This window comes from Micromonospora cathayae, assembly GCF_028993575.1.
In the GTDB taxonomy this organism is placed as follows: domain Bacteria; phylum Actinomycetota; class Actinomycetes; order Mycobacteriales; family Micromonosporaceae; genus Micromonospora; species Micromonospora cathayae.
Genome location: NZ_CP118615.1, coordinates 5,119,549 through 5,136,693 on the forward strand (window position 1 = coordinate 5,119,549; position 17,145 = coordinate 5,136,693).

The 17,145-nt window shown below is 72.0% G+C and carries 11 protein-coding genes; 1 reads left to right on the forward strand and 10 read right to left on the reverse strand.

The genetic code is table 11. The features are described 5' to 3' along the window. Positions 1-272: 272 nt before the first annotated feature. The gene (locus PVK37_RS22980) at positions 273-926 is read right to left on the reverse strand and encodes a MerR family transcriptional regulator (RefSeq protein ID WP_275029763.1); all 654 of its coding nucleotides are present in this window, start codon (positions 924-926) and stop codon (positions 273-275) included. 476 nt (positions 927-1,402) lie between these two features. Here PVK37_RS22980 and PVK37_RS22985 point away from each other — a divergent pair, with 476 nt between their 5' ends. Next, complete coding sequence (locus PVK37_RS22985) at positions 1,403-2,140, forward strand: helix-turn-helix domain-containing protein (protein WP_423791106.1); 738 nt, start codon at positions 1,403-1,405, stop codon at positions 2,138-2,140. 371 nt (positions 2,141-2,511) lie between these two features. Here the strand turns inward: PVK37_RS22985 and PVK37_RS22990 are convergent, their stop codons facing one another. From PVK37_RS22990 to PVK37_RS23030, 9 genes are all read right to left on the reverse strand, one after another. Next, entirely contained in the window at positions 2,512-3,876 is a 1,365-nt protein-coding gene (locus tag PVK37_RS22990) for a cytochrome P450 (protein WP_275029765.1), read from the reverse strand. Next, a complete protein-coding gene (locus PVK37_RS22995; protein WP_275029766.1) occupies positions 3,873-4,409 on the reverse strand; it encodes a flavin reductase family protein in 537 nt (178 codons plus the stop codon). Before PVK37_RS22995 ends, PVK37_RS22990 begins: the two co-directional genes overlap by 4 nt. Positions 4,410-4,458: 49 nt before the next feature. After that, entirely contained in the window at positions 4,459-4,899 is a 441-nt protein-coding gene (locus PVK37_RS23000) for an acyl-CoA thioesterase (protein ID WP_275029767.1), read from the reverse strand. Positions 4,900-4,902: 3 nt separating this feature from the next. Beyond that, positions 4,903-10,692 (reverse strand): type I polyketide synthase, encoded by a 5,790-nt coding sequence (locus PVK37_RS23005; protein WP_275029768.1) that lies wholly within the window; start codon positions 10,690-10,692, stop codon positions 4,903-4,905. Beyond that, positions 10,689-11,723, reverse strand: a complete 1,035-nt coding sequence (locus PVK37_RS23010; RefSeq protein ID WP_275029770.1) for an enediyne biosynthesis protein — start codon at positions 11,721-11,723, stop codon at positions 10,689-10,691. Before PVK37_RS23010 ends, PVK37_RS23005 begins: the two co-directional genes overlap by 4 nt. Positions 11,724-11,728: 5 nt before the next feature. Further along, positions 11,729-13,678, reverse strand: coding sequence for a CRTAC1 family protein (locus tag PVK37_RS23015; RefSeq protein WP_275029772.1), 1,950 nt, complete (start codon positions 13,676-13,678; stop codon positions 11,729-11,731). Positions 13,679-13,681: 3 nt separating this feature from the next. Then, positions 13,682-14,656: a DUF1702 family protein gene (locus PVK37_RS23020; RefSeq protein ID WP_275029774.1), complete on the reverse strand. Its 975-nt coding sequence runs from the start codon at positions 14,654-14,656 to the stop codon at positions 13,682-13,684. A 208-nt stretch (positions 14,657-14,864) separates the two neighbouring features. Next, a complete protein-coding gene (locus PVK37_RS23025) occupies positions 14,865-15,848 on the reverse strand; it encodes a DUF1702 family protein (protein ID WP_275029776.1) in 984 nt (327 codons plus the stop codon). A 124-nt stretch (positions 15,849-15,972) separates the two neighbouring features. Continuing rightward, positions 15,973-17,073 (reverse strand): carboxymuconolactone decarboxylase family protein, encoded by a 1,101-nt coding sequence (locus tag PVK37_RS23030; protein WP_275029778.1) that lies wholly within the window; start codon positions 17,071-17,073, stop codon positions 15,973-15,975. Positions 17,074-17,145: the final 72 nt, after the last annotated feature.

Genomic DNA, 17,145 nt, shown 5'->3' on the forward strand with positions numbered 1-17,145 from the left:
CCGCAGATGATCCTCCGGTGGTGGTGGCCGCGTCCCCCGATCGGGCCGGCCGGAACCACCGGAGGATCGCGATCAGCCGAATGGGTCGACGGGGCTTTCCGGAGTCAAGAAGGCGTGGGCACCGACACACGGTCGGGGACGGTTTCCCGGGTCGGCGCGCACCGCCGACGGCAGCTCCACCGGACCGGCCCCCAGCGCCGCCGAGGGCTGCCTACCAGTGAGTATTCGACGCAGGCCCGTTCTTAAGCCTTGCTCACTTAGTGTTCGTGTGACTACTGTCCGCCACCATGGCTTACTTCATCTGCACGAAGGGCGATTTGGTGCTCGTGCGCCAGGGCACGCATAGCCACCAAGCCCGCCTCAAACAGGACAACCCGCGCGGTCCACTCGAGCGCCACCCGCTCCGGCGAACCGGTCACCGGCAGGGCGTCCAGATCGTGCGCCGAGAGCCGGTCCGCGGCATCCGCGTACGGCGCGAAGAACTCCATCGTGAAGCCGCTGTCCAGCTGCCGGAGAACGGCCAGGACCCGGGCCATCGCCGCCCGCGCGGTGGCGTCCGGCGGGATCCGCCAGCCCAGCGCCTCGATGAACTGGTCCACCTGGGCACGCGCCGCGCCACTTTCCATCTGCCCGCTCCCGCCCAGGTGGGCGGCGGGGAGCAGGGCCCGGATGATGACGCTGCACACGCCGTCGACGGACATCCCACGGTCGTCGACCGCGTCCAGCACCTCGCGCACCGAGGCCAGACTGAACCTGCCGATCCCGGTCAGGGTCTGGATCAGCCGCAACCTGGCGAGATGGCTCTGGTCGTACTCGGCCTGGTTCCGCGCGGTCCGCGTCCCCGGTGGGAGCAGCCCCTCGCGCAGGTAGAACTTGATGGTCGCCACCGGCAAACCGCTGCGCCGGCCTAGTTCCGAGATCCGCATCGAACTCCCGGGGGAAGGGTCGCCAGCCGTCGCCCCAGTCTGCCACAAAAGGGTACGACCGCGACCGCGACGCGCTATCACAGCGCAGCAGTGAGGACGGTCGGTAGGTCAGAATGGATAGCAGGACTGGCTAATCGATTACCGGCACCTGCGGAAGCCCTCGTTTGGCACCGTCCGAGCCCCTGTCGGCGACTACAAAGGGTAACCATCGAAGTCATTGCATATTGCACCTGGAGTCAGGGCTGGGCTAGCATCGGCTCAACATTGGGACAAAGCCATTGGTCTCAATTAACTACTTCCTTCGGAAGATGCCCGGTGAACGATGCGCGACCTGCGGGAAGCAGTGTCCCAACGGGCGGGAAGGTGGGTACCTGGAAGGGTGTTGATCGCACGTTAACTGGTCGTCGAATCGTTTCTACAAGGGGGAGGCCTTGGTGGACGCGAGCGAGAAAGCCGCCGAACGGGTAATTACTTTCATGCAGGGGAACCTGTCTGAACAATTGACGGTCGATGACATGGCCCGAGCGGCCCTGTTCAGCAAGTTCCACTTTTCCCGCATTTTCCAGCGAGTCACCGGCATTTCGCCGGGACGTTTCCTCTCCGCCCTTCGCCTGCAGCACGCGAAGAAACTGTTGACGTCCACCTCGTTGAGCGTGGCGGACGTCAGCCTGCGGGTCGGGTACGCCAGTGTCGGGACGTTCAGCTCCCGCTTCACCAGGAGCGTGGGCCTGTCCCCGACCACCTACCGGCGGCTGGGCGGTTTCACCCCCTACGTACCGGTCGAGGACAGTCAGGCGGTCGTCAGCCGACCGACCGGGGCGATCCGGGGAACGGTGGTCGCCGACCCCGACCTGCCGATGGGGCGCATCTTCCTCGGGGTCTTCCCGCAACGGATCCCCGAGGGCCGACCGGTCCAGTGCTGCATTCTCGACGGTCCGGGAGAATTCGAGCTGGACCCGGTCCCCACCGGGGTATGGCACCTGCTCGCGCACTCGGTGGCCGCGGACTCCGACGCCACCGGCGGCAGCGAGGTCACCTACGTCAGCAGTTACGGCCCGATTCTGATGCAGCGGGACAACGTCATGCACGTGGAACTACCGCTGAAGCCGATGCGGATCGTCGATCCGCCGGTGCTGCTGGCCCTGCTCGACGTCCGGCGATCCGCGCTGGAACGGGAGCGGGAGCGCAAATCGGTGGCCGCCGGCCACCGATAGCCGCACCGCCGACCCCGTTCGGGAGGGGTCACCATCGGCTGGCCCGCGCCGGCCGATGGTGACAAGGGGTTACCACGGCCCGGTACGCGTGCTCCACGCGGCGTACCGGGCCGCCGTGGCACGCCGGGCGGCCATCGGCGGGGCGCGGCCGTGACGGATTGTCGGATGCGCGACCCTCGCCGGTTAACGGTGTTTACGCACGCTGCGCTGAGCGCGCCGGGGAGGTCTTCGCCGGTCGTACCGGGACACCAGACAACCGTCTCCCGGACGTCGACGCCGGTCAAAGCACCAGCGGACACCCGGGAAACGGCCACGGTGGTGGCGGTCCGGGCCCGGCCACCAGCCGGACGGACCACCACCACCGTCCCCCGTCAGCGGACCGGCCGCACCCGCATCGGCAGACCGCCCCGCACCCGCAGCGACAGCATCGGCTCGGGCACCACCCGGTGCCCCGGCAACCCGGTCAACCGCAGGTCCCGGGAGAGCAGGGCGAGCACGAACGTCGCCTCGAGCAGGCCCAGGTGGTTGCCCACGCAGAACCTCGGCCCGGCCCCGAACGGCAGGTACGCGTACCGGGGCCGGTCGTTCGGGGCCGCCGGGTCGAACCGGTCGGGGTCGAAGCGCTCCGGCGCGGGCCAGAACGCCGGGTGCCGGTGCAGGGTGTACGAGCAGATCAGCACGTCCGCGCCGGCCGGCACGTCGTACCCGCCGACCCGGTCGGCGCCCTGGGCCTTGCGGGAGAGCATCCACACCGGCGGGTACAACCGCATGGTCTCCTCGATCACCATGTTGGTGTACCGGAGCCGGGGCAGGTCCTCGTACGTCGGCAGCCGGTCACCGAGCACCTCGACCGCCTCCGCGTGCAGCCGCTGCGCCACCTCGGGGTGCCGGTCGACCAGGTACAACGCCCAGCCCAGCGTGCTGGCGGTGGTCTCGTGCCCGGCCAGCAGCAGGGTGACCAGCTCGTCGCGCATCCGCTGCCGGCCGGCCCGCGGGTCCGGGTCGTCCCGGGTCGACTGGATGAGCCGGGACAGGGCGTCGTCGCGCCCGGTCCCCGCCCCGTCCCGGGCGACCCGGTCGGCCACCAGCCGGTCCACGATCTGTTGCAGGTCCCGCCGGGCCTGCCGGAACCGCAGCTGCTTGGGCAACGGCACCCACATCGGCACCGCGCTCATCGTGGCCAGCTCGAACATCGCCTGGTCCTGCATCGCCTCGAACGAGCCACCGATGGAGTGGAACTCGCCGAGGTCGGCGTCGAGCAGGGTCCGCCCCAGCACGCCCAGGGTCAGCGCGGTCAGCTCGTGCACCACGTCCACCGGCCGGTCGGCCGGGGTACGGCGCAGCCGGTCGACGAAACCGGCCGCCTCCTCGGCGACCACCGCCGCCTGGCCGGCGATGCGCCGCGCCTGGAACACCGGCTGCATGGTGCGCCGCTGCCGCCGCCACAGCTCGCCCTCGCTGGTCAGCAGCCCGTCACCGAGCGCCCGGCGGGCGTGCACCTGGCCGATGCCCTTGTGGTAGTTCTGCGCGTTGTCGGCCAGCACGTGCTTGGCGTGGTCGGGATGGTTGAAGAAGTAGAACGGTTTCGGCGGTGGGGCCAGCCGGACCGCGTCGCCGTAGGTCCGGGCGGCCGACGACATCAGTCCCAGCCGGTCCGCGCCGAACATCCACAGCGTCTTGAGCAGGGCCGGCCCGGTGGGGCCGGGTGGCACCCGCCGCGCCTCGGTCAGTGTCACGTCCGGACCTCGCTTCGTTCGGGGTCGACCTGCCGGAACCGGCCCCGCAGGAACAGCACCGGCTCGTCGTCGTTGTGCCGCTCGGCGGTCAGCAGCAGGCCGGTGAAGATGGTGTGGTCACCGCCGTCGTACGTCCGCCACAGGTCGCACTCGAAGCGGGCCAGCGCGCCCTGGATGAGCGGCACCCCGGTCGCCCGGCCGGGTACCCAGTCGACGGCGTCGAACTGGGCCCGGCCGAGCCCCCGCCAGCGGTTGGCGAAGTGGCGCGCGACCTGCTCCTGGTCGGCGGCCAGGATCGAGACCCCGAAGCAACCCGCGGACTCCAGGGCGGTGTGCATGATCGCCCGTCGGTCCACACAGACCAGCACCAGTGGCGGGTCGAGGGACACCGTGGTGAACGAGTTGGCCGTCATCCCGTGGGGTTCCGCACCGCCCACGGTCACCACGGTGACGCCGGTGGCGAAGGCACCGAAGATCCGCCGGAGTTGCTGGGGATCGGTCACCTCGCCGTTTGGTTCGTGGTCGCCGTTCACGTTGGTCCTCCCTCGCCCTCCGGGGCCGCACCCGCCGGAGCCGTCACCGCTACGCCCCGACCATGGCCCGGTACGGCCGCAGCGCCCGGATGAGCGGCTCGGGCACCCGGGTCGGCACCGTGCGGGTGTTCGGCCCGCGCATGCAGGCCACCCGCTGCCGGCCCCGGGCCACCACCGTCTCGCCGCCGCCGGGATCCAACCGGACGTAGTCGAAACTGAACTCGATCTGGGTCTGCGCCAGGTCCACCAGCCGCATCCGGATCGACAGCTCGTCGAAGGCGGTGATCTCGGCGAAGAACTCGCAGTCGACCTTCAGCGTGAACAGCTTCAGGTCGTTCTGCAGGTCGGCCAGCACCTCCGGGGCCAGGCCCTTGAGGAACATCTCCCGGCAACGTCCCTGCCAGCGCAGGTAGTTGACGTAGTAGACGTTGCCGACGATGTTGGTCTCCTCGAAGCCGACGGTGTGCAGGTACTCGTAGTAGTCGGCCACGGCTCAGCCCTCCTTCCGGGTGGTCAGCACCGCGAACACCACCGGCCCGGAGCCGCCGCGCAGGCTGGTCGCCAGGGTGGCGATCCGCAGCGCGCCGGAGGCGAACACCACCCAGCCGTCCCGGTCGCCGGGGAGCAGGGTGAGCGGTCCGGCGGTGGGCCGGCCCGCCTTCTGCAGCGACTCGATGGCCGTCCACACCCGGGTCGCGGCGGTGTCCGCGTCCTCGGTGTACTCCCGCTCGACCAGGCCGGCGAGCGAGTGGTGGGCGCCGAGCAGCTGCTGCCAGTCGGTCGCCGACCGGGCGGTCACCGACTCGACGTCACAGCCGAGCGGGCCGGTCGCGGCGACGCAGAGGGTGACCCCCGCGCCGTGCGCGGCGGAGATGCCCCGCTCCCCCTCGACCTGCGGCCCGCCGTCCGGGCGGTACCGCACCTTGACGGGCCCGCCGAGGGCCCGGCCGGCGGCCACCGAGGTGACCGCGCGCCGCTGCGCGGAGCCGGCCGGCTCGTCCGGGCCGTGCGGTTCGACCACCACCGCCACGTCCGCGCCGACCAGGTCGTTCAGCGACCGCTCCAGGTACGAGCCGAGCAGCGTCGGCACCCACGGCCCGGCGCCGCCCTTCTTCCGGACGGCCCGCAGGCGCAGCCCCTCCCACCGTTCCACCACCTCGCCGGCGGAGTCCCGCACGGCGATGTCGTAGACGTAGGTGTCGCCGTCGCGGCTGCGCTCGGTGGCGCAGTAGCGCAGCTCCCCCGCCGCGGCGAGCCGGTCGCCGCCGGGGTACACCCGCTCGATGCCCTGCGGCAGCAGGGTCGCGTCCGGGACGCAGACCTGGTTGCCGTGCATCAGGGCGTCCCGCATGCCCGGGTCGCCGAGCAGCAGCTCCCCGGGGAGGAAGCCGGCGAACCAGTCGTCGGCGGCGACGGCGGCCACGTCCACGTCCACGTGCCGGGCCGCGGAGCGGTGGTAGCGGCGCAGCCGCTGGAACCGGCGGCCCTGGAACAGGGTGTCGCCGTACAGGTCACGCGGCGGGTCCAGCGGCACCGCCGGCAGCCCGTCGGCGATCTGGTCCGGCGGGCCGGCCGGAACCGGGGAGTCGGTGAACCGCAGCCGGGCCCGGAAGTGCTCGGCGTCGAATCCGGTCTCCTCGCTGAAGATGACCAGGTCGACGGTGTCGTCGTCGGTGACCACCCCGGCGATGCGGATGGTCGTGCCACCGCCCGGCGGCACCACGATCGGCCGCAGGAACTCGGCCTGCTCGATGGTGGGGACGGTGGTCCGGCCGGTGAGCGCGACGGCCACCTGGGTCATCGCCTCCATGCCGAACACGGCCGGGAAGAGCAGGTTGCCGTCGAGCAGGTGGTCGTCGAGGTACAGGTCGGTGCCGGCGGCGAGCCGCGTCTCGGCGACCAGCTCCACCCCGTGGTACCGCACCAGCGGCTTGTCCACGAAGCGCAGCAGCGGCAGCTCCGGCACGTCGTACCGGACGGTGTCGATGCCCTGGGTCCGGCCGCTGATCACGATGGTCGACGGCGCGTCCGGGTCGGTGACCAGCCGCCGCATCAGCGCCACGCCCTGGTCCAGGGTGACCGGGGTGACCCCGTCCCGGGCCAGGCTCTCCACCACGGACAGCCGCTCGCCCATGCCCACACCGGACCAGACCGACCACTCCAGGCAGAGGCTGCGGCAGCCCGGGTGCTTCCGACCGAACTCGGCGGTCAGGTCGGCCAGCCAGTCGTTGGCGGTGGCGTAGTGCGCCTCGCCCCGCAGGCCGGCCCGGCCGATGATGCTGCCGAAGGTGACCAGCAGCTTCAGCCGGTCCGGGTCGACCGCGGCCAGCACGGCGCGCAGCCCGCCGATCTTCGGGGCGAAGGTGCGCCGGAACGCGGCCATGTCCAGCCCGGTCAGGGCGGCCGGCTCGTTGCGCCCGGCCCCGTGCAGGACCGCGGTGACCGGGCCGAGTGCCGTGGTGACCTCCTCGACGGCCCGGCGGACCGCGTCGGCGTCGGTGACGTCGGCGCGGGCGTAGTGCACCGCCACCCCGCTGTCGGCCATCCGGCGCAGGTTGCGCGCCAGTTCCTCGTCGTCGGCCGGGTCGGAGCGGCCGAGCACGGCCAGCCGTACCCCGGTCTCCTCCGCCACGGCCAGCGCGCACTCGGCGGTGATGCCCTTGCCGCCGCCGGTGACCAGCAGCACGTCGTCGCCGCCGAGCGGCTGGTCGGTCCGGGCGGCCCGCACCGGCATCGGTCGCAGGGTGGGCACCCGGCGGACCCCGTCGGCGTCGTAGTGCACCTCGGTGAACTCGGTCGTCGCGGTGACCTCGGCGACCACCCGGTCGACCGCCTCGGCGGTCATCGGCGCGTGCACCACGGTCACCCGGGTGCCGGGCGCCTCCAACCGGAGCGTCTTGGCCAGGCCGGCCGCGCCCCGTCCCGGCTGGAACAGCACGAACCGGGTACGCGGGCCGGCGCCCAGCGCGGTACGCGCGCCGAGCAGCGCCAGTTCCAGGTGCTCCTCCTGGCAGTCCGCCGGCAGGCAGACCAGCACGCCGGCACCGACGCCGCTCTGTTCCAGCCGCTGCCGCAGCCGGCCGGCGAACGGGTGGTCGTCGGGGGCGTACACCTGCCAGCGGCCGTTGCCCTCGTCGCCGGCGCGGGTGGTCAGGGGTTCCTCGTCGAGGTCGACGGAGAACGCCCGTGACCACGCCGCCGCGCCGGTGACCACCGGGTTGGCGGTGGTCTCGCCGGGGTGCGCGGTCGCCGCCAGCTCGTCGAGGGCCCGGGCCAGTTCCCGGACGGTCGCGGTGGCGAAGTTGGTCGGGGTGCTCGACGCGGGGATGCCCCGGCGGGAGGCGGCCTGGTTGACCACCTGACCGACGGTGATCGAGCTGAGGTGCAGGTCGTCGAGGAGCCGGCTGTCGTCGCGCACCATCTCCAGCGGCAGCTCGGCCCGCTCGGCGGCGAGCATCCGCAGCATCTCCAGGGTGCTGGTGCCGTCCGCGACCGGTTCCGCCGGGGCGTCCGTCGCGGTGGCCGTCGCGCCCGTGGCGGGCCGGACGGCCTCCCGGACGTTCACCTCGGGGGCCTGCTCGCAGGGGCTGGCGAAGAAGGTGAACTGCCGGCCGACCTGCAACGGCCGGACCAGCCGACCGTGGAAGAGCCCGGTGTGCACGTCCGACACCCCGACCGCGTACGCCGCCGCGACCACCCGCAGCAGCCCGGCGAGGGACTCGTCGTCGGTGTCCAGGGCCACCGCCGGGACCTCGGTCATCGCGCCGGCCAGCCCGCTGAGCACCCGGCCGGGCCCGACCTCGACGAACAGGTCGATGTCCTTGGCGGCCACCGCGACCGCCTGGGCGAACAGCACTGCGTCGGTGATCTGGCGGTGCAGCAGCGCCGGGACGTCGGTGTCGGCGGGCAGCACCTCGCCGGTGACCGTGGACACCACCGGGCGGCCGACCTGGCCGAACGTCTCCGTGGCCAGCCGCTCGCCGAACGCCGCCGCGGCCGGGGCGACCAGCGGCGAGTGGAAGGCGTGCGACACCGCGATCCGGGTCGCGCCGAGACCGGCGTTCTGGGCGGTGGCGCAGAAGTCCTCCACCGCGTCCACCGGCCCGGCTACCACCGTCTGCTGCGGCCCGTTGTAGCCGGCGACGACCAGCGGCGTGCCGCTGATCATCCCGGCGACCGTCTCCGGGGAGGCGGCGATGCTGGCCATGGTGCCGGACGCGCTGTGCTCGGCCATGGTCTGACCGCGCACCCCGGCCACCCGCAGCAGGGTGTCCCGGTCGATGGCGCCGGCCCAGTGCAGCGCGGACAGCTCGCCGAGGCTGTGGCCGACCGCGACGGTGGCCTCCAGCCCCAGGTTGCTCAGGGCGGCCAGCCCGGCGACCGAGCCGGTGACGATGCGCGGCTGCGCGACGTGGGTGGCGACCATGTCGCCGGAGGTCGGCAGCGCGGCGCGCTGGTAGACCTCGTCGACCTCGGCGAACCGGCGGCGCAGCGCGCCGCCGCTGGTGCCCCGGCCGGAGCCCTGGCCGGGGAAGAGGAACCCGACCCGACCCGGCCCGCTGACGTGGTTGAGGAAGCAGCGCCCGTCGGAGGAGAAGAGGCGGGTCTCCCCCGCGTCGAGCGCGTCCGCCACCCGCTGGAGCTGACGCTCCGCGTCCTCCGGGGAGGACACCACCACGGCGGCCCGGTAGGGCAGGTCGCGCAGCTCGCCGTGCAGCGTCGCGGCCAGGTCCGACAGCTGGGCGTACGCCACGCTCGGCACGAAGTCGAGCAGGCGCTGGACCCGGTCGCGCAGGTCGGTCGCGGAGAGGGCGTCGAACAGCAGCAGCTCGACGTCCTGCTTGGACGACGCCAGCGCCCGGGTCCGGCTGTCCAGGGTGGACCGCCGCCGGGGCTTGCGCTTCTCCAGCACCACGTGGGTGTTGATGCCGCCGAAGCCCATCGCGGTGATGCCGGCGCGCACCGGCACGTCGGTCGGCCACTCCTCGGCCTTGGCCAGCGCCCGCAGCGGCGCGTCGGCCTCGGTGAGCAGTTCGTGCGGGTCGACGCAGCCGATGGCCGGGGGCAGCACCTCGTGGTGCACGGCCATCGCCGCCTTGATCAGGCCGGCGACGCCGGCCGCCGCCTTGGTGTGGCCGATCATGCCCTTGATGGAGCCGACCGCGGCCGGTCGGGCCGTCGCGTCGGCGTCGTTCCGGGCCAGCGACAGCGCCTTCAGCTCGGTGGCGTCGCCGACCGGGGTGCCGGTGCCGTGCCCCTCGAACAGGCCGACCGTCTCGATGCCGAAACCGGCCCGCTCGTACGCCCGGCGCAGCGCCAGCCGGTAGCCGCTGATCTCGGGCCGGGTGATGCCGCCCTTGCCGTCGGAGGAGATGCCCCAGCCGGCGATGGTGGCGTAGATCCGGTGCCCGGCCTCGACCGCGTCCCGTTCGCGCATCAGCACGATCATGCCGCAGCCCTCGCCGGGCCAGAACCCGTTGGAGTTGCGGTCGTACACCCGCATCTCGGCCCGGGCCAGCGCGCCGGTCTTGGCGAAGCCGACGATCTCGAACGGGTCGATGGACAGGTCGACGCCACCGGCGACGGCCACGTCGACGTCCCCGTCCATCAGGGACTTGCAGGCGGTGGCGACGGAGAGCAGCGACGAGGAGCAGGCCCCGTCGACGGTGTACCCGCCGCCCTTGAGGTCGAAGTGGTTGCAGATCCGCCCGGCGATGGTGTTCGACAGGCCGCCGGCGAGGGTGTCCTCGTCGATGGCCGGGAACGGCATCTTGTACCGGGTCTCGAAGTCGGCCAGGAACGCGCTGAGCTGGTCGTCGTTCCAGTCCTGCTCCTTGAGCGCGGCGGCCACCATCCGCCGCACGTACGGCCAGCGCAGCCGCATCTGGTTGGCCCGGGAGAACTCGCCGGTCAGGCTGTTGCCGACGATGACGCAGGTCCGGTCCCGGGGCAGGCCCTCGGCCATCGGGAAGCCGGCGTCGGCGAGCGCGGCGGCGGCCACGTCCAGGGCCAGCCAGTGGGTCAGGTCGGTGGAGCGGTAGGTGCTGCCGGCCACCTTGTAGGCGATCCGGTCGAACTCGTAGCCCTCGATGACGGCGGCGTTGCGGGCGTAGAACCGGTCCGGGGCGGCCGGGTCGGCGTCCCAGTAGTCCTCCAGCCGCATCCGCACGTCCGGCAGGCGACGGAAGGCCCGCCGCCCGGCCAGCGCGTTCTCCCAGAGTTCCCGGGGGGACACCGCGTCCGGGTACCGGCACGCCATCCCCACCATCGCGATCCTGGTCATGCGGGCACCGCCTCCTTGCCACCGGCGACCGCGCCGTTGACCGACGGCGCGGGCGCCCCGCCCACCGGCACGGGCTCGGTGGGCTCCCGTTCGGCGGCCTCACGGTCGGCGACCGCGCGGGCGGCGGCCTCCCGCTCCAGGCGCGCCTTCTCGACGAAGTGCAGACCCCACAGGAAGCCACCCCGGATCAGGCAGACGATCGCGGTGGCGAAGAAGATGCCGTACGCGATGCTGAAGCCGGTCAGCAGGGCGTAGACGATGGCCACGCCGGAGCCGAAGGCGAACTGGGCGGCCGGCCGGGAGGGGGTGGTGCCCGGGTCGGTGACCATGTAGTTGGTGAACAGGACGAACGCCGTACCGGTCATCATCGCCAGCGCGCCGGGGATGGAGACGTCGAGGATGACGCCCCGGATGACCGCCTGGAGGGCGAAGGTGAGCAGCCAGCCCATGATGAGCCACATCCGGCCGGTCAGCTTGCCGTTGATCATGGTACCGCCGATGATGATCAGCATCGGCAGGGCCCAGTCCAGCACGCCGGTGAGGTGCTCGGTGAAGTGGTACGGCGGGGCGATGCTGGCCCACGGGTACATCACCAGGATCACCGCGATGCCGAAGTTCGACGGGTTCATGTAGTGCCGCATCCGGCCCTTGAGCGGGGCCTGGAGCAGCCACTTGCCGCCGACGGCGACACAGACGCCGAAGATCAGCACCAGGATCTGGTCGTTGACGTAGATCAGCATGTTCATGGCGAGGCTGGTGATGTGCGCCGGGTAGAGGAACTCCATGAGTCCCCGGAAACCGTTGCCGAGGAAGCGGGGTCGCCGCCCCTCGGCGTGCGCGCCGATGATCTCCAGCACGATCTCCACCGTGTAACCGGTGGCGAGCGCCACGAACGGCCACAGCCAGGGCTGCTCGAAGCCGAGGATGACGTACCCGACGATGTTGAAGACCGAGATGGAGATCGCGAAGTTCCGCAACGCCTTGATGACCTTGGGGTTGTGACGCGGCGCGGCGATCGTGGTCGCAGCCATGTCGGTCACCTTTCCTGAGCCTGCGAGTCGAGCTGGAGCGAGTGCCAGCCCGGGGACAACTGAAGGGTTTGCTCACGCATCTGACCGGTCCGGTCGCGCCAGCAGATCCAGACCTCGACCGGGCCGGTGACCTCGGGGCCGAGGCCGATGTGCACCTCGTTGCTGCGCTTGCCGGAGTGGCCGCCGCCGCCGTCGACCCGGCTGACGAACTTCCGGCCGTCCGAGGTGGTCACCCGGACCTGCGCGCCGACCACCGGGGAGCCGACGGTCGCGCCCTCGATCGGGGCGTGGGTCAGCTTGAGGCCGACGAACGCGCCCGGCTTCGGGCTGTCGTTGTGGTAGAAGACCGGCTCGTCCCACTGGCGGGCCACCGCGAAGTCGAGGCGGCCGTCGCCGTCGGCGTCACCGGTGGCGATGCCCCGGGTCGGGACCGGGATGTCCAGGCCCAGCTCACCGGCGAGGTCGACGTACCGGCCGTCGTCGCCCTTGGCGAAGAAGTGCAGCCGCTGGCTGCCGCCGATGTCGTCACCGGAGGTCAGGTGCGGCCACCACAGCGGGTTGCGCAGCAGGTCGTCGTTGGAGGTGGCCAGCTCCTGCAGCTGCGGCCAGCGGTTGACGTCGCCCTTGACGAACCCGGTCGCCTGGGTCACCACCAGCTCGCCGCTGTTGTTGTAGTCGGCCATCTTCACGTCCCAGCCCCACCCGGACCAGGCCAGCCCCCACGGCGCGCTCTTGTCGGTGAAGGGCGCCTTGCCGTCGGCGAACTGCCGGCGCACGTCCTCGTGGTTCTTGCCGTCGTTGACGAACGCGAAGTGGCTCTCCTCGATGCCGAAGCTGGTGGTGATGTTGCTGACGTACATGTCGTAGAGGCCGTCGCGGTCGAGGTCACCGAAGTCGACGCCCATGCCCTTGAAGGAGTCCATGCCGACCCGCTTCGACTTCGGCGTCCAGGCCCGGCCCCGGGCGCTCTCCACCACCTCGAACGAGATCTTCCCCGGCTTCGAGGTGTTGTGCAGCAGCCGGTCGGGGCCGAAGTCGTTGCCCACGTACAGCTCGGGGAGCATGTCCCCGTCGAGGTCGTTGGCGCCCGCGGCCAGCGCCCAGCCCTTCGACACGTCGCGCGGCAGCACGTTGTCCACCTTCTTGAAGGTGACCGTCGGCTCCGCGCCGGCGGTGCCACCGGCGAAGCAGAAGAAGTAGTCCTCGCCGCCGTTGAACGCCTGCGACATCGAGTGGTTCATCTCCACGCCGCCGTTGATCGAGTCGTCGAGCACCGGCCCGTGCGGGAAGTAGTTGCCGACGAAGATGTCCAGGTGACCGTCGCCGTCGAAGTCGTCGATGGCGACCGCGTTGGTGTTCCACTGCGGCTCGGTGTACGTGGTGGTGTCCCCCGGCACCAGCTCGTACGGCCGGAACGCGGCCATCGACAGGGTGGTCGCGCCGGCGCGGGCCAGGTAGATGATCGGCGTCCGGCCCCACAGGTAGACCAGCAGGTCCATCCGGCCGTCCTCGTTGAAGTCGCCCGGCGCGCAGCCCATCGGGGCCATCACGTCGTTCATCGGCAACGGGTCCGGGTTCAGCGCGAACGGGACGTACCGGTCGGCGCCCGGTCCGGGGGTCGGGGTGACCATCACCCGGTCGGTACGCGGGTCGGTGACGCAGAGGTCGTTGGCGAGACCGTCGCCGTCGATGTCGTTCATCGCGATTCCGGACCCCACCGAGGAGATCCAGGCGTCGATGTTGCGGTACCGCTGGTTGACTTTCCGGATGGTCTGCTGTGGAGCGCCGCCGGGCAACGCGATGGCCATCGGGCTGAAGGCGTACCCGTCCGCCATGCTCTCCCGTTCGTCCGCCGACGCGCTGGGCAGACGGGACACGAAGAACATACTCACGACGAGGGCGAGAGCGACGACTCCGGCCAGGTGCCGACGCAGCCAGCCAATTGTCATTGCCATGTGCTAGTTCCTCCCGATGGCCACGAATTCCCGGGCGACCTGCTGTCGCCAGATCTCGTACGCCGGTAGCTGGTCACCGTCCGGCCCGTCCGGACGAGTCGTTTCGGCCAGGGTGGCCGCGGCGGTGGCCGTCATCCCGCAGAAGACGCGGGTGGCCACCTCGGTGTGCGGGACGAGCAGGCCGGCCCGGATCCGGGCCTCGGCGGCGAAGGCGCTGGCCTGGGCGACGAACGGCCGGTGTTCACCGGCGCGCTGCCAGAAGGTCTGCAACTCCGCCTCGTCGGCGCCGCCCGCGTACGTGGCGGCCAGCCCGGCGCCGCTGTAGAGGTCCTGGTGGCGCTCCGGGTCGAACCCGTCGATCGCGTCGGCCACCCGTACGGCGTCGGTGCCGTACACGAACCACATCGCCCGCCCGATGCCCTGGTCGATCGCCCGCTGCACGTAGGACTGCGGGCCACCGCCGTGCCAGGTGAACGACGGGTCCCGGTACTGGTCGTACACGTACCGGGCGGTCTTGAAGTACGCCTGGTGGAACCCGTAGCCGTCCAGCGCGAGCCAGCGCAGCGTCGGGTCGGGCAGGACGAGCCGCTGCCACCGGAACCGGGGTACCCGGGCCATCGCCCAGCCGATCCCCACGTACGCCATGTAGATGTGCCGGTCGCCCGGCCCGGCCAGGAAGCGGGGGCTGTTGTCCCGCCGCCACAGCGACAGCCCGTCGATGACCGCGTAGGCCATCGCCGCGCCCTCGTACGCGAAGCCCCGGAATCTCGGCTGCAACGCGTCGATCCGCCGTTCGGCAATGCTCTGGTCCTTCGCTTCCGCCGCGATGGCGTACCCGGCGAGAAACGATTTTCCGACGGTTTCCAGAATGTCCCGCGCCACCTGGTTCTTGACGTGGAAGCCACGGACGTCGAGGCGCGTCTCGGAGACGTCCGGCGTGATGATACGGCGCCTGAGCGTGCGCCAACGATCAGACAAAGCGCCTCCAGGAGAAGAGAGCCCAACAACGGCCTGTGTGCCTTGACAAATACTGTCAGCCGCCTGGGGTAAAGTCTTCTTCGCGCGTGCGAAGGGGACCGGTCAGCAGCCCACAAAAAGGCGTCGGCCTGCCCAGACAATGGATCAGGCCGACGCATGGGAACAACCGCGCGACGATCATCCGCAATTAATCATGTGCGGTGGCCCGTCAATGACGGGCGGCCAGGCAGTACTCGCGGATCCGCTGCCGCCAGGTCTCGTACGGCGGCACGCCCTCGCGCGGGCGCAGGTCCACCGCGACGTCGTCGGCGAGCGCGGCGGCGGCGGCCACCTCCATGCCGAGCAGCGCGTCGGCGGCCACGGCGGTGTGCTCGGGCACCAGGCCGCTGAAGGTGCGGGCCTTGACCGCGAACACCGCGCCCTGGGCCAGGTCGCCCCGGTGCTCGCCGGCGGCCACCGGCAGCCCGGCCAGCTCGGCCGCGCCACAGCCGCCGGCGAAGACGGCGGCCAGCCCGACGCCGCTCCACAGGTCGGCGTGCCGTTCGCTGGCGAACCGGCGTACCGCGGCCTCGACGTCGGCCACCCGGGCCCCGTGGATGAACCACAGCGCCCGCCCGATGCCCTGGTCGACGGCGCGCGGGAAGTAGTCGGCGTGGCCCTGCCACGGGTACGGCGCGAGCCGCTCCTGGGCGTCCACGTACCGGGGGGTGTCGAAGTAGGCCTTGTCGAAGCCGTAGCCGTCGACCGCCAGCCAGGTCATCGTCGGGTGGTACGGCACACCGGGCAGATCCGGCACCACGGTGCGCCACAGCACCCGGGGCAGCCGGGCCATCGCGAACCCGATGCCGATGTAGGCGAGGAAGATGTGCGGCCGGCCCGGCCCGAGCAGCAGGTCCCGGGTGCGTACCCCCCGGCCGCCGCGCATCGCGTCGAGCACCGTGCACGCCATCGTGGCGCCCTCGTAGGCGAACCCGCGCAGGGCGGGCGCCACCAGTTCCAGCCGGCGTTCCAGCTCCCACTGGTCCCGGGCGTCGATGCCCCACTCGAACCCGCAGACCACCGACTGCGGGACGGCCTCCAGCTCACGGGCCGCCGCCGAGTCCGGCTGCGGGAAGCCCCGCCGGGCGAAGCCGACCTCCGCCAGTGAGGGGGCCAGCACCAGCCGGCGCAACGAGCCCAGAACGGTCGACATGCGGTCCTCCGATGGTCGGTGCCGGTAGGGACGGTCCGTCCCCCTTGCGGACCGGAGGGGGACCGTTCGTGCGGTCGGTGGCCGGGGCGGGCACCGGCCGGGGTACGGGGTGCGGAACGGGCGGTCATCCGCCGGCCGGGTGCGGGGCGGGCGGGGTGGCCGCCGGCCGGGGGTCGGTCGGCAGGTGCAGCGCGCCGACCTGGCGGGCCGCGACGAGGCTGGCCCAGCCGACCGCCTCGACGAGTTGCCGGTCCCCCGGGTGGTGCCGGCGGAACTCCGCCACCACCTCCTCGTCCACCTGGTAGGAGGCGAACGCGGTCAGCAGGGCCAGCCGCCCGGCCGCCCGGTCCGGCTCGGACAGGTGGTCGACCAGGTCCTCGCACCACTGTCGACTCAGGCCGGTCTCCTCGCCCCGCCAGCGTCCCAGGCGTCGCCGCACGACCGCGCGGACCTCCGGGGACAGCGCCCGCTCACCGGCCGCCTCCAGCGCCGCGTAGGCGCGCGCCGTCGCCTGGGCCACCGCCTCGTTGCCGACCGCCCAGCCCGCGTCGGCGGGCAGCTCGGCGGGCGGCAGCAGCGACACCGAACGCCCGGCCGGATGCGACTCGCGCAGGGTACGGCCGAGCAGGCGGCCGATGCCGTGCTTGACCCGCCGCCGGGCGGCCGGCGTCAACCGGGGCGGCACCAGGAAGCTGGACAGGAAGACGTTCACCATCCGGGTCAGGTAGTGGAAGCTGACCACCACGCCCACCAGCTCGGCGCGTTCGGCGGCGGTGAGGGTCAGGTCCACCGGCGCGTCCGGCAGGTGGGCGTTGCGGGCCCAGCCGGCGAGCGCCCGGATCCGCGGGTCGGCGACGTTCTCCACCCGGTCGGCGACGATCGCCTCCGCGTCGTCGGCGTCGGCGTCGGCGTACATCCCGGCGCTGTGCATGTCGACGCAGTAGGGGCAGATGGTGCTCACCGAGACGGCGGCGGCGACGGCCTCCTTCGCCATCCGGTCGACCGCTCCCCCGGTCATCAGTGGTTCCCGCATCAGCATCCAGTAGGCGGCGAGCGCTTCCGGTGCCGGCGAGTGCAGCAGCAACGGTGGCGTGACCAGTCGCATCTCCTCGGCCGCCTGGGCGTAGACGTCGGCGACGACACCCCCGGCGTCCGCCGGTGGGACCGGCGTGACGTACTTGACCTGGCGCTGGACGACCGACGATACGACCCGGCTGGCGAGCACGTCCGCCTCCCTGGTTGAGGTGGTTCGGATCCCGGGCGGTCGCGTCACGTCCGGGTTGCCCCGGCGGTACGA